Consider the following 15020-nt stretch of genomic DNA (forward strand, 5'->3'; position numbering starts at 1 on the left):
TATCCGTCTGTTTACCATCAGCCAACAAGTTGATAGTCACAGAACCCGGACGATCAGCCTCCACATCACCAGACCACTTCTTTTCCACAGGTACCGAGGTAACTGGTGGAGCTTCCTTGGTGTTGGTGACTACGTAACCCTCGGCTGCGCTACCGCTGATGGAGGAGCTGTAGCCAGGAACCTCTACCTCAACCACCGTGTAAACGATCTCGGTCTTCTCACCATCAACCGTCACATACTTAGGTAGATCGGTAAACGTACCCTTCCAGCCATTCTCGGCAGTCAGTTCCAAAGACTTATCCGTCTGTTTACCATCAGCCAACAAGTTGATAGTCACAGAACCCGGACGATCAGCCTCCACATCACCAGACCACCGCTTCTCAACAGGTACCGACGTGGGAGGTTCGTTAACGATCGCGACCTCGATCGTCTTTGTGTCTTTGTTTTCCGTCACTACTGCGTCGTGAGATATGTAGCCATCGACTTCATGCTCGACGAAGGTTAGCGGGATAGTCTTGCCCGTCTTGGCATCAATGAGCGTGCTTGGATCGGGATAGTTGGCTAGCTCAGCCTTCCAACCGTTCTCCTTTGTGAGCTCGATGGTCTGTAGCGTCTTGTCACCAAGTTTCACGTCCACCAAAATGCTCTCGGGGCGATCTTCTGGATCATCATTAGCCCACTTCTTTTCCAGCTTCAGTTTCCACGGTTCAGGATCGCCGAAGGTCAAAGTACCGTTGTTCGCGATGCCAGCTCCGGAAATACCAGTGCCGGTGGCTACGTTATTGGTGATCTTTACAGTCGCAAGAGTCTCCGCGATAGCCTTAGCGTCCTCAGTTGGGACAGACTTGAAAGCAATGTCTTGGGAAATTTCTTCGTTTGGCTTGATAGCCGTGTTCGGCCCCTCCACTGAGTAGCGCGGAACCTTTCCCTCAGCGGACCAGTTACCGTGAATGCCGTAAATCGAACCGTCCTGGTACCAAACGCGCGGGCTTCCACCAAGCATACGTTCAGCAACAACAACCGAATGACCTGCTACCGGCTTACCGAATTCATGTGTGATAATGCTGGCGAAATCATCGCCGGCACCTGCGTTTTGCCCCTTGAAAACATTGGGTGCCACATTGTCATAAATCGCCACACCGCGTGTCACATGCATGATTGTGGAGCCCGTGGGACAGTTCCACACACCGCCGCCCTGGGCACTCACAGGGTGGTTGCCGGCTTGAATGAGAAAACCGGGCTTAATGACGTTGTCGCGAATAAGACCGTTGTAAATCGTGACCTCGGCTTTGCCGTCAATGTACATCGCTCCACCACCCCAGAAGCCTTGCGAGGTGTTACCGCTCAAATCAGCGGCGTGGATCACCGCCTTCGTAGTTCCATCGAAAGCAACGCCTCCACCAGACCTCGCAACGCTGTTAGAAGTTATCTCGGCGCCGGCAATATCGACCCTCGTATCGCCCTCTGTGTAGATCGCACCGCCGGCACCAGTGGACACGTTCCCTGTAAACGTTGCATCGCTGATGTTCAGCGTGCCTCCGTCTTGATACAGGCCGCCGCCAACGCCTTCATACTCCCCGTTGTCGTTGCCTTGAACAACAACCCCACCTGATAGAGACACGTCACTATTGATAAAGGCAAGACCCGCACCGATCTCCGTGGTGTTCTCCTGCACGGTGCCTCCGGAGATATTCACGAAGGTTCCCTCACCGTACACTGCACCGCCACGGCCTCTGTATTTGGGGTGACTAATAACGTTTCCAGTTAACGTTCCACCCGTCATTTCAAAGGTTGACTGTCCACCGCCTCTGGCCCATAGGCCAATCGCGCCACCGCGTAGCAGCCCCGTGTTTTTGCTCAGCGTTCCGCCTTCTACTCGCACGGTTCCGTTGTAAGCCGTGATAGGCGCATACTTCAGCTTTTCAACCCCTGCCGGGCGAAGCTCGCCAGACTCATCTGAAACGTTGTTACCAGAGAACTCGGCGTCTCCACCGATCGTTAGAGTTCCTCCGTCAACAAAAATGACCGGGCCCGTTACCGCAGTGTCGCGGATCGCGCCGCCCACCAGGCTCATATCTCCCGCAACGCTAAACTGCGCGTTGGTGAAAGTCGGGCCGGATAGGGTGAGCGCTGCCCCCCCTTCTACCGTGAACAGCGGGGATCCATTTCCGTTGATCTTTCCACTACCCGTGAAGGTGACCTGTTTCCCCGCAGGCACAACCAGCGGTTGAGCACCGTCCTCTACGGTGATTTCTGATGTGATTGACAGTTCTGTTGACTCACCGTCACCAAGACCATTAACCGTAGCAATAACGTCGTCCCAGGAAGTAATATCGGCTGCCTGAGCTACTCCCCCAGACAATCCGACTGTTGCCAGCACTGTGGCCAGTAAAATCCCGAATGACCGCACCCAAGGGCCCATCATTATTTGTTCCTCTCATAAGAGCGACCTCTGGTCTGCTCAACAACGGGCCAGATTACGCGCGATGTTACTTCGAGTCTTTCACATTTGGGACTCAATTCCCAAGTCTTTTCGCGATCATTTGGCTTCACCTATTGCGTTGTGTGACCGACCACTTTTGACGTCGCGCAACACGTCGGATCGTATCCGACGATCCCGCTAGGTGCTGACGCGTATTGCACTTATTTGTGTAGACACGGTCGTATCTTGTTTCTTCGCAATTCCTCTGGCAGAATGCCTTTGGTTCTATAGGGTCCCCGACCGTTTTCTGAGGCTCTTCTTGCGCTCTAAAGAAAGTGGAAAAGTGAAAAGCACAAAGCGCTACAGTTTTCTCCCCGCCTTGTGGACGGCATGTCTAACGGTATTTCTAGTGGTGATGGGCACTGGCCTGCCTCCGATTGCCGAAGCCGCGCCAGAATCCCCGGACCGGCAGGTTCTCAAGTGCTATGAAGAGGGACGTGTTCTGTACTGTGAGCCGGACCGTCTAGAAGAACTCATTGCGCAGGCTGGAACTACCCCGACCAGGATTGAAATTGGTAACGGTACCGAGACTCTGCTGACGAAGACTATTGTTATTCCCGCTGGCGCAGATATTGAGCTAGTGGACGCAAACACAGCTGCATGGTCATCAGAAAGCAAGATCATTCGCGATGACGGTGACTTCACCGGCAGCCTACTGAAGGTTGAGAAGGGCGCAAAACTAACGCTTTCTGACGGAACTGGAAACGGCGCGGGCATCACTATTGACTCGCGCGCACAATACGAGAATGTTGTTAAAGGCTCCAGCTTCTCCCCCACGATTCTCGTGGAAGGCGAACTGGTGATGAACGCCGGAACCGTTACGGGTGCGCGGAAGCTGAGTGGCTTCTATCAGGGTGCTGTCACGGCGCAGGGCGAAGGATCTAAATTCACTATGAATGGTGGAAAGATCACCGATAATCACCGCAAGAAAGACTCTGCCACTACCGTGCAACAAGGTGCCGCCAACGTTGCATTGAGTGACGGCGCCACCATGGTGCTGAACAACGGCGAAATCTCCAAAGGCGAAACGGATACATCGGCGGGCGCTTACGGTGAAGTAGGCGGAATCGGTCTCTTTAAGAGAGCGCACTTGGAAATGAACGGTGGCAAAGTCACTCAAAACACCGGCTGGGTTGGCAACATTGGCGCGTTCTCCTGGACATTGCTCGGACGGAGTTGCTCAACACTTGGTGAGAGCACGGAAGACATGCGGTCAACTATTACTCTCAATGACGGCGAAATCTCAGAAGGTGATGCAAGCTTTGGTGGCGGTGGCATAAACATCTTCGGAAATGCTGACGTCACTATGAATGGCGGCACCATCGAAAACAACCATGCGGCAAACGGCGGCGGCGTAAACGCTATGGATCTATACGTGTGGGGCGCGGCTGGCAGTTGGCAGGAAGTTGCCGGGGACGGTTTCAACTGCACCTCGGAACGAAACGGCGAACCGAACCCAGAAGCATGGACCGAGCTTTCCCCCGGCGGCTTCACTATGAATGGCGGCAGCATTATCGGCAACAGTGCTACCCGCACGGGCGGCGGCATAAACGTGGTTTCCAACGGTGTACACCTTAACGCGGGTACGATCGAGGGAAATACTGCTACCCAACAGGGCGGCGGTATCTACGTTGCCACCCAGTCGTACACCGCCCATTTCAAGGACGCCCTCATCACCGAGAACAGCACAACCGATGGAGATGTTGCGGTCGGCGGCGGTGTGTGGCTCTGCCCAACAGGGAGCCTGCTGATACACGTCACGAACGGCGTGGCGATATTCGATAACCAATCCCCAACGACTGCTACCGATCACCACTGGGGCGATGACATTGCGCATGATGCCTATGGTGGGTCCACTTCCGCACGCATGCTTATCGATTCGCGCATGCTAGGTGGTGGCGAACCTACCTTCTACAAGGATGGCGGATACAATCAACCTCGTTTCGATGCCGAGAATCCTGGTAAGAAGCAGGTGTTCGATGGTAAGGAGAGGGAATCCGACGAAACCAGTGATTATCGGACCTCGCTTCACAACGCGGGCCTAAAGACAATTATTGATCAGGACGCGAAGGACCGCGCGAAGTCCTGGGCAAGGTTGATTATCACGAAGAACCAGTCCCCACGCGGTGGTGGTATTGGCTCAAACGGTGGCGTTGAGTTTGGAACCCCAGAAAAGACCGAGGTGAAGGTTTCTAAGGCGTGGAAGGACGCAGAGGGCAAGGACCTTGACGAAGCGTCCAAGGTTGCAGTCAAGGTGCAGCTGGTGGGATCAGTTGGTAACGAGCGGTTCAACGTCGGCCAACCGGCAGAGCTGAATGCGGACAACCAATGGACGCATACGTTCAAGGACCTGCCCAAGACCAAGACGGTTGACGGCCAACAGGTAGAGGTACAGTACTCGGTTGAAGAGCTCTCTATTGAGGGCTTCACCTCTACAGTTTCGGGTGATGCGAAGGATGGTTTCACCATCACTAACGTGCAGAACCCGCCAACCGACACCCCCCCTGGGCCCACCCCGCCTACACCGCCTACACCGGAGAAGCCACGCAAACCGATGCCACGCACTGGTGCTGAGATTGGCTCCACTATTGCCCTCGCACTTGGCCTGCTTGGTGCTGGCGTACTGGTGCTTAGGCGTAACCGGGCATAGCAACACTTAATGCGTAGCCAAACAAACCAGGCAGCGCATAGCCCGTAACAGTTTGGCCGGCCATTTCAGGTGACGTGGCCGGCCAAACTCATTTAAAGCATGTTGCGCACGATCTTTGTCCTACCGTCCGTGCAGCGCGAAGCTTTCCAATACTGTGATGACTCGTAATAAGAACTGGCTCACCTAGAGCTCGGATAGACCAGCCTCGTATGCGCGAGTCCGCACAATCCTCACTAACAGCACGAACGCAAAACTTAGGTTAGGCATACTTAAGCCCTTCTAGTACTGTTGTGTCATGGACACAAATAAGAGTGAACCCCGCCTTCCACAGAGTGACCGGTCAACTAGTGTTGCGGCAGGCCATTGGGTGCTTGCCCGGGCCGGCAAGCGAGTTTTACGTCCGGGCGGATTGAAACTAACGAATCGAATGTTGGATGCGGCCGACCTATCTGGCAAGAAAGTGCTGGAATTTGCTCCGGGATTGGGACGCACGGCCACGCTCATGCTTGAACGAGGAATCGCCTCCTACACGGGCGTGGATCAAGATCCAGATGCCGTCGCACGAGTGCAGGCTGTGGTGGGTCCGAGGGGCAGGGTTGTCAATGCTAATGCGCAATCCACCGGCCTTGAGTCCGAATCAGCTCAGGTTGTGGTTGGTGAAGCGATGCTGACCATGCAAGGCGATAAAGGCAAACGAGAGATCATCGCCGAAGCGTTCCGACTGCTTGAGCCGGGCGGTTGCTATGCGATCCACGAGCTTGGACTCACTCCTGACAGTATTGGCGCGGAGCTAACGGACCAGTTGCGTCGGCGCCTAGCCCGCACGATTAGGGTTAATGCCCGCCCTCTCACTCGCGGTGAGTGGTGCGCACTGTTAGAACAGGCGGGTTTTTGTATCGAATGGGTGGGGTATGAGCCGATGGCTTTACTGTCCCCACGTCGCAATCTAGCCGATGAAGGCGTAGTCGGAGCCATGCGAATTCTGCGTAACATTGCGCGTGATAAGGAGTTGCGTCGCCGCGTGTTGGATATGCGCGCAACGTTCAACGAATACCGCGATAATTTGACTGGCATCGCTATCATCGCGCGCAAACCTGCCGCTAACCCGGAAGAAAAGGAGATCTGACTATGACTGAACTCAAACCATCACCAGCCGACGCACTGGGGTTTATTGACAACCTTGCGCAGCATGTTGAGTATTGTGCGAACTCGACCACTTCTACAACGCTAATGCGCGCTGAGGGGGTGAACGTGGTGTTGTTCTCGTTCGACGAGGGAGAAGAACTATCCGAGCACACCGCCGCGATGCCGGTGATTGTTCAAGCCCTTGAAGGTGAACTAGAAATCATGGGGGACGGTAAAACGGTGACGTTGCGTCCCGGCGGAATGGTGCATTTTCCTACGCGCCTACCACACGCGGTTAAGGCACTAACCAAAGCAAAAATGGTGCTTTACATGATGAGCCGGCCATCGGCGAACTAAGTACTTCACGCCAATTCGCGCAGGAGCAGGCCGGTTCCGCCCGCTCCTGCGCGTTGACTTTAAGGTGGCATTGTCGGGCTTGTAACGGCAGTGGGCTTAACAGTATTGATAACGTGGCCAAACGTTGAGAGAAGTTTGAAGTGTCCAGGGCTACTTCAACCCCCGAAAGCACGCGGAACAATAGAAACAAGAAAACACGGTCAACACATAAACCAACTGAACCTAATTCTCAGGCCACTTCAAGTTTAAACTCAGTCTCGGCGGGAAAACCCTCTTCTAGCACCAATCCCTAACAACACAAAACACTCTAAAAACAATCCGCACCCTCAAAAGCCCTATAGCCCGATTGGGCGTATTTCTTGGGGATCAGCAAACCCCGTCACCGCTCGATCGCGACGGTGACGGGGTTTGCACGCAAGGTAGACCGGGATCAAACCTCGTTACTGGATGCGCTCAGCTTGACGCCTGCGCCTCAGCAACAACACGCCAGTAGTGCTGAGGAAAACGAGAGCTACTAACGCGACCGGCCCCACAGAAGAACCAGTATTCGCTAATGCCGATGTCTTACCTGCGGTTTCTGGAGCACTCTGACTCGGGTTTGACGAGGAATTGCTCTGCTGCGAAGGGTTACTGCCAGGTTCACCTGTACCTGGATTAGGCGTGGTTCCAGGAGTTTCTTCACCTGGCTGTGTGCCGGGTTCAGTAGGTTCGGTACCTAGTTGCTCGTCAGCCTTTACTATCACTTTCAGAGTGATTTCTTCACTGCTGCCGTCTTCATACGTAACGGTTGCCACTGCCGAAAGCTCTCCTGCTTCGTCGGTACTGGGCGCATCACCTTTCCACCCAAAGGTGACCTTAGTTAAATCAGCTGGACCCTTCCCTTCAAACGTAATGACCGTACTCAGCTCCGGCAGCTTCTCACCTTTTTTCACCGTGATCGGATCGGCTTGCGGAGTATAGACATCTTTATCAGGAACAGTCTCAGCTGGGCCCAAATCTTCCCAGCAGAAATCGCCCGAATCCTTCGCTACCCCAAAGTTGTGGGCGCTAGTGTTATTTTCGAAAACAAAGCCGTCTTGAGTTTTAGCTATCAACTCTTTCGCTTGGTTGATTTCCCAAGTGACCTGCTCAGTATCGTCGGGTTTAATCCACGTCGCATTAGGCTCTGATTTCCCGTTAGCCACCCATTTATTGCAGGGATCGTTCACCTGAGGGATTTGCGGAATCTCTATCTTGACTAAGGGTTTAGCATTAACGCTAATAGCCACGATGATTTCTTCACTGCTGCTATCACCATACGTAACAGTGATGGTTCCCTCAATATCACCGACTGCCTCCGTGCTAGGTGTCGGCGCTTTCCATTCGAACTTCACTTTATCTAAATCGGTAGGCGCCTGACCCGGAGTATCCGGGAACTTAACCACATCTTTAGGTAGCGGAAGCATATCTCCCACTGTCAGGGAAATCGGGTCAGCAAACGGGGCGTACCGGTCTTTGTCACTCACGCGGGTAAACGTAAATTCCCACGAGGACGTAGCGGAGGGATTAAGGCTATAACCATCCTTTGCCCTAGCGGTAACGGTAAGCGTAACCGGAGCGTTCACATCAGCCTGATTAGGACTCACGTTGACAGTTCCGGCAACAACATTCCCGTCAACCACGTATTCAACGCCCTCTACCTCAGGTACCGTGTAGCTGCCGATATACTCATTTTCGCCTTCAGTAAAGTCATCATCTCGACTGCTAGGGGCATTCGGGGTCACATAGGCAGTAAAAGACCAAGTGCCAATAACGGTTTCGTCTTTAGCTATGTTCGTGATTGTCTTAGGTTCCCAGCCCTTGAAGTCATAGATCCCCTTATCGGTAATCACTTGCTTCTCCCCTGGTTCAGCCAGGGTTACCGTGCTACCAGCAGCAATATCGGTTTGCGAGGCTGGTAGGAGTTTTTGCACGTCCCCGGGGAGGGCGTCAAAATCGTTAAAGCGGTACGTGACCGTGTAAGTTTTCGGGGCGTCCTTATAAATGTTGATAGCAAACTGATTGGTGTTTGTTTTATACGCTAAGAAAATTGCGCTCTTTAACTGTTCCACCTTTGTTTGCGTGGGCAGTTTGCTGTACCAGCCCGATGGCAGCAGGCGATTATTTTTCAGGTCGTCTTCCACAGCAACATCCATCAGTTCTTTGAGCTGAGCGTAGGTGGTGACCTGCTGGGTCTTTCCCTCCCAATCAATAGTGATTGGTTTTAAGTTATCTTTCTTAGCGATCCGGTCAGCATACTGAGCCTTTTTGAAAGCCGCCATAGTAGGGTAGGCACCGCCGCTCACCTCAGAAATAATCACGTCATCGCTAAACTGAGTATTTTGCGCAACGTTACCTGGTTTTAGCTGATTAGACAGGTAGGGAACCATACCCTCGTAGTAGCCATATGCCGCAAGCATCTCCCAGCTCAGACGCTTAGTATGTATATCTCCGCTCATACCATTGGGATTATGGGGCGCTCCATAAATCGGGGTAAACAGCGGGATCGCGTAGTAGCCATTATATTTAGCGGTACCGGTTACCTTTTGCCCATCAACCATGAGTCGGTAGGCAACCACGTTCATATCCACCAAGTCATTGATTGTTTTAAGATTCTTTGCCTCATCGACAGTGATATTGTCAAACTTTTCGTCCTTGTTGGACAAGGAGGCTTTATTGAACAGCTTTGCTCTGGTGGCATCGTCTTTAGATAAAGCTACCTCAGCTTCTACATAATCCAAGGTGTAGATCAAATCCATCTGGTTGCCGTAATAGGTTTTCAAGTCCTCGGCTGTCTGGAAACGATCTGGATTTTCATTCCCATAAGTTTCTTGCCCAGTGCGGTCAAAAATCTGGTTGAGGTCGAAGTTCGCCCCTTTATCCGTATCATCGTTCTTATGCCACGGCTCGAACACGCCTCGAGTAATCAGTTCGGCACTCGCGCCAGAACGCTGACCATATCCCGCAAAATGAACTTGATTCGCCATTTGGTGGGTGTGTTCGTGAGCGTAGGTGGTCAGCCCGCGATCATCTAGACCATTGGCCAACCAGTAGTGGATTTGTCCGCTATTAATGTCGGCCACTCCATCTGCCTGCGTGAAAGTAAAATAGTAGCCCAACGGTGTCATAAACTCTTTAACTCCGCTGGCAACTCCTTCACCCTGTTTAGGCGACCAACGCTTTTGAGCAGAAATCTCATTTGGGTTCTTAATCTGCTGGTTATCCCATACGCGACGGTTACCTACCAGTTGTGCGCGTTTATCCTCTTTTGCTATGCGATACCAAAAATCCAAATAGTCGGCGTGGCGGTCAGCGGCATACTCGACCTTGTTTTCAAACTCCTCTAGCTCGGCAATATAAGCATCTCGATCGGTATCTTTGAGCGTTCTATTCACATAGGTATCTGTCAGACCGTACATGATGGATTCCGCCGTCGACACCACATACATGGAGTTCTCTGACACGTTCAACAGGGCAAGTAGCTCAGCCTGACCGTTCGGTTCACCTTTGAGCTTATCGAATACCCTATATGAAGCAGTTGGGTTCGCCTTAGACTGTTTTTCGAAAATGACAGCTTTAGAAGTCTTCCAAAACCAATCGGCAGGATTCTGACCTGTCTTGGCTACCTGCTCATTGAGGAACGATCCCAAATCAGTCTGGTCAGCTATTTTCCCGCCTAAAACATCTTTAAACAGTTGAGGCGTAGAGAGCATTTTGCGCTGGTTAGCATTCTGCTGCCCAATAGTTTTGACGACGTCGAGGGGAGCATATTCCTTCCCGAAAGCATTATTTTCCGTCATCATTTGCCGGGCAACCGTAACACCTTCTTTGAGGTTAAATCCGTAGTTACGTTGCAGATAGGCAAGACCAACCAGAAATCCAGCAGTATCGTTTTTAATCGCGTTTACATAGTAGGCTGCGTCTTTGTTCTTCCCATCTGCCACGGCAGAATCTGCTTTTAGTATGAGGGGAAGGACTGTTGGTAAGTCTGCTTTGATTTGGTTGAATGCGCCTTCCATATCGGAAGCGAGCAAGTACTCTTCTTGTAGCGCCTTGAGTACTACATCATCCGGGACTTCGTTAAGGGAAGGATACTTATCTTTATTATCCTTCCAAATCTCAACTTTTTTGTTGAGTTTCTCGGCTCCCGTGAAGTTGGTCTTTGCAAGTTTCGCCCTGATGGCTTCATCACGAAAATCAACTGTCTGCAAATCGCCCAGGACCTGGTTGAGCACTTGCTGAACCTGTTGCTCTTCTAAAGCATCTGCCGCATAGGCACGAGGGAGGACCACCGAACCTGCAATAGTCAGCATTAAGAGAGTTCCCAAAGTTAAAGCCAACAGTTTAGATAGGCCACGCTCAATCTTTCCACGTAACAGAACAGAGTGGTGACCCCTCATATTTCTCCAATGCACTTTCTTGCGAGAATTACCATCAGCAAAGACTTTCGGATTCAAGCCCAGACTCTTGTATTTGCTTCCCAAATTATCCCCTAAGATGCCGTGCCAACGCAATAAATCACTGCGCATTGCCCTTACAAAGCCAAACGACGCCTCCTGGCGACAATCGGCGCTGTCATCACCGGTTTATTCGGGATGAACGTCTCATTCCCCGTCCAGCACGACCTCAACGCATAGAAATACATTTGAGTCTTCGCGCTGATACTGGGAGTTTTCAACGCTCTGATCCTGAACTGGCTGATTTACAAGCGCTGACCTTGAGGGGTTATTCACGAGGTTCGCGCGGGATTCTCGGCGACAAAACGCAAAGGAAAAACACGTGGGTACCAAAAGTGGGCCCGGCCGGATTCGAACCGACGACATCTGCGGTGTAAACGCAGCGCTCTGACCAACTGAGCTACAGGCCCGTTACCCGCACGCGCGCGGGAACAGTCGCAAGCATACTGGGCTTGCGTTTCTCGCGCGAATCCCAGTGGCTCTTTGAGACTAAATCAACGACCTCGAGGACGAGCCGTCAAACGAATACCCGCCCAGTCATCACCAACCGAGGCAGCGGACGTGGAATGCAGTCCCGCTACCTTCGCAGCTTCTTCAACGTCAGCAACAGGAACGGTTCCAGCACGACCCGGCTTCGGGATGAAGACCCAGATCAGACCACCGTCATCAAGGTTCGACAGAGCATCAACCAGAAGGTCGGCAAGATCGTCTTCTTCAGCATCATCTGCACGCCACCACACGATGGCACCGTCAACGACATCTCCGTAGTCCTCGTCGACGAGCTGTTCACCCGTCTCGGATTCAATGGAGACGCGAATCTGCTGGTCAGCGTCATCGTCGACGTAAAACTCTTGAACAATCTGTCCCAGTGTGAAACCGAGGCTCACCGCCATGATGAACAACCACCCTTCGGCGTGAGCGCACGGAGCGCTGAAGTATGTAACACCCTTTTATCGTATTGCACATCACTGCTGAAACTCCATTTGTCCACGCCGTGAAGACTAGCGGAAAGGTCGGGCACATGTTCCCGATTGCACACCTTGAAATAATGAGGCATTACTCATGGGTCAGAAGTCCCTGTAAAGGTCGCATGAAGGGCACAAACAGTGGACAATAGGAACGAGCGCACGAAGCCGTGCACCACCGTAAAAGCTAAGCAATACCAGAGGGGATTCGTGAGTCACTTGAGCGAAAACCATCCCGTTGTTAACGGCCTGATTAGCCAGGTTCCGGACAACGATCCGGCAGAGACCGCCGAATGGATTGAGTCGCTGTCCGGATTGATCGACGAAAAGGGTGGTCCGCGCGCCCGCTACATCCTGCTTCACATGCTGGATCAGGCACGCCACCAGGGCGTCCATGTTCCGCAGGAATACACGACTCCTTACGTCAACACCATCCCGGTGCACGAAGAGCCCTACTTCCCCGGTGACGAGGCCATGGAGCGCCAGTACCGCCGTTGGATCCGCTGGAACGCAGCCGTCCAGGTGACGCGCGCACAGCGCCCCGGCGTCAAGGTCGGCGGACACATCTCGTCCTACGCATCCGTTGCCACCCTGTACGAAGTTGGTTTAAACCACTTCTTCCGCGGTAAGGATCACCCGGGCGGTGGCGACCATGTCTTCTTCCAGGGCCATGCCTCCCCTGGCCCCTACGCACGTGCGTTCGTCGAAGGTCGCCTTTCCGAAGAGGAAATGGACGGCTTCCGTCAGCAGGCATCGACCGAACATGGTCTGCCCTCATACCCGCACCCGCGCCAGCTCCCCGACTTCTGGGAGTTCCCGACCGTTTCGCTGGGCCTCGGCCCAGCAGAAGCCATCTACCAGGCATGGTTCGACCGCTACCTGCACCTGCGTGGCATCAAGGACACGTCGCAACAGCACACCTGGGCATTCATCGGGGACGGTGAAATGGACGAACCCGAATCGCGTGGCATGCTCCAGCTTGCTGCCCAGCAGGGCCTCGACAACCTGACCTTCGTCGTCAACTGCAACCTGCAGCGCCTCGACGGTCCGGTCCGTGGTAACGGCAAGATCATCCAGGAACTGGAAGCCTTCTTCAAAGGCGCCGGCTGGAACGTCATCAAGGTCATCTGGGGCCGTGGCTGGGATCAGTTGCTCGCCTCCGACAAGGACGACGCTCTTGTCCACGTCATGAACGACACGCTCGACGGCGACTACCAGACATTCAAGGCCAACGACGGCGCATACGTTCGCGAGCACTTCTTCGGTCGCGACCCGCGCACCAAGGCCATGGTTCAGAACTGGACCGACGACCAGATTTGGGCACTGCAGCGCGGTGGCCACGACTACCGCAAGGTCTACGCCGCTTACAAGGCAGCGATGGAGCACACCGGCCAGCCGACCGTCATTCTGGCGCACACCATTAAAGGCTATGCTCTTGGTTCTCACTTCGCAGGTCGTAACTCGACCCACCAGATGAAGAAGCTGACGCTAGAAGATGCGAAGCAGCTACGAGATCGTCTACAGATTCCGATCACGGACGCAGAGCTCGAACGCGATCCCTACATGCCTCCGTACTACAAGCCGTCTGAGGACGATCCGGCACTCCTGTACATGAAGGAGCGTCGCGAGAAGCTTGGCGGTTGGGTTCCCGAACGTCGCGACGACCGTCAGCCGAAACTACCACCGTTGCCGACCAAGCCGTTCGAAGGCCTGTCGAAGGGCTCCGGCCCACTCGAGGTCGCAACAACCATGGCACTCGTTCGCCTCTTGAAGGACCTCTTCAAGGACAAGCAGGTTGGCCGTTACTTCGTCCCGATTATTCCTGACGAAGCCCGTACCTTCGGCCTCGACGCCATCTTCCCGTCCGCAAAGATCTTCAACACGCACGGCCAGAACTACACGGCCGTTGACGCTGACATGATGCTCTCCTACAAGGAATCCGAGCAGGGTCAGGTTCTCCACACGGGCATCACCGAGGCTGGCTCCGCCGCGGCCTTCCAGGCTGTTGGCACCGCATACGCGACCCACAACCTGCCGATGGTTCCCGTTTACATCTTCTACTCGATGTTCGGTTTCCAGCGCACCGGCGACCAGTTCTGGGCTGCCGGCGACCAAATGGCGAAGGGCTTCGTCATCGGTGCAACCGCTGGTCGTACCACGCTCGCCGGCGAAGGCCTGCAGCACATGGATGGCAACTCCCAGGTTCTGGCTTCCACCAACCGCGCGTTCGTCTCCTACGACCCGGCATACGCATACGAACTCCGTTACATCATGGAGGACGGCCTGGCACGCATGTACGGTGAGAACGACGGTCGTGACCCGAACGTCATGTACTACATCACCGTCTACAACGAGCCGATTCACCAGCCTGCAGAGCCTCAGAACGTTGACGTTGAAGGTATCAAGAAGGGTATCTACAAGGTCGAGGATCACTCAGGCCAGGGCCACAAGGTCCAGCTACTCGCTTCCGGCGTGGGTGTGCCGTGGGCACGTGACGCCAAGCGCATGCTTGCTGAAGACTGGGGCGTTGACGCAGCCGTGTGGTCAGTGACCTCGTGGAACGAACTGCGCCGCGACGGCCTGGATGCCGACGAGCACAACTTCCTCCACCCGGAGGAAGCACCGCGCACCGCGTACCTCACGCAGAAACTGGCCGGTTGCGAAGGCCCGTTCATCGCAACCTCCGACTTCGACACGCTGACCCAGGATTTGATCCGCCAGTGGGTGCCCGGCGAATACCGTGTGCTCGGTGCCGACGGCTTCGGTATTTCCGACACCCGCCGTGCAGCACGTCGTTTCTTCCACATCGACGCTGAGTCGCTGGTCGTTCGCACCCTGCAGACTCTCGCCGATCAGGGCAAGATCGATCGTAGCGTCGTTGCTCAGGCAATTGCGCGCTACGACCTGTTCAACTGCGGAATCGATTCTGTTGCAGACCAGGCACACTGAGACGAACTGCCCTGACG

The 15020-nt window shown here is 54.0% G+C and carries 7 protein-coding genes and 1 tRNA gene; 4 read left to right on the forward strand and 4 right to left on the reverse strand.

Annotation, left to right across the window (positions count from 1 at the left end):
- On the reverse strand, nt 1–2380 hold a 2380-nt coding region (locus QP109_RS03340), incomplete at its 3' end, for a Cna B-type domain-containing protein (RefSeq protein WP_285023293.1).
- 457 nt (nt 2381–2837) lie between these two features.
- On the opposite strand from QP109_RS03340, the gene QP109_RS03345 reads away from it, so the two are divergent.
- The 3 genes from QP109_RS03345 (at nt 2838) to QP109_RS03355 (ending at nt 6614) form a co-directional block, all read left to right on the forward strand.
- A complete protein-coding gene (locus tag QP109_RS03345) occupies nt 2838–5132 on the forward strand; it encodes a Cna B-type domain-containing protein (RefSeq protein WP_285023294.1) in 2295 nt (764 codons plus the stop codon).
- Nucleotides 5133–5427: 295 nt separating this feature from the next.
- On the forward strand, nt 5428–6258 hold the full coding sequence (locus QP109_RS03350) for a class I SAM-dependent methyltransferase (RefSeq protein ID WP_285023295.1): 831 nt from the start codon (nt 5428–5430) through the stop codon (nt 6256–6258).
- Nucleotides 6259–6260: 2 nt separating this feature from the next.
- Entirely contained in the window at nt 6261–6614 is a 354-nt protein-coding gene (locus tag QP109_RS03355) for a cupin domain-containing protein (protein ID WP_285023296.1), read from the forward strand.
- A 440-nt stretch (nt 6615–7054) separates the two neighbouring features.
- Here the strand turns inward: QP109_RS03355 and QP109_RS03360 are convergent, their stop codons facing one another.
- From QP109_RS03360 to QP109_RS03370, 3 genes are all read right to left on the reverse strand, one after another.
- The gene (locus QP109_RS03360; RefSeq protein WP_285023297.1) at nt 7055–11161 is read right to left on the reverse strand and encodes a ZmpA/ZmpB/ZmpC family metallo-endopeptidase; all 4107 of its coding nucleotides are present in this window, start codon (nt 11159–11161) and stop codon (nt 7055–7057) included.
- Nucleotides 11162–11425: 264 nt separating this feature from the next.
- A tRNA-Val gene (locus QP109_RS03365) sits at nt 11426–11499 on the reverse strand.
- A gap of 84 nt (nt 11500–11583) precedes the next feature.
- Nucleotides 11584–11982 carry a DUF3052 domain-containing protein gene (locus QP109_RS03370; RefSeq protein ID WP_270772993.1) on the reverse strand — a complete coding sequence of 133 codons (399 nt, stop codon included), beginning with the start codon at nt 11980–11982 and terminating at the stop codon, nt 11584–11586.
- A gap of 282 nt (nt 11983–12264) precedes the next feature.
- On the opposite strand from QP109_RS03370, the gene aceE reads away from it, so the two are divergent.
- Nucleotides 12265–15003 (forward strand): pyruvate dehydrogenase (acetyl-transferring), homodimeric type, encoded by a 2739-nt coding sequence (gene aceE / locus QP109_RS03375; RefSeq protein ID WP_101627884.1) that lies wholly within the window; start codon nt 12265–12267, stop codon nt 15001–15003.
- Nucleotides 15004–15020: the final 17 nt, after the last annotated feature.

Origin of the sequence: Pauljensenia sp. UMB9872 (assembly GCF_030212665.1) — a bacterium.
GTDB lineage: Bacteria > Actinomycetota > Actinomycetes > Actinomycetales > Actinomycetaceae > Pauljensenia > Pauljensenia turicensis_B.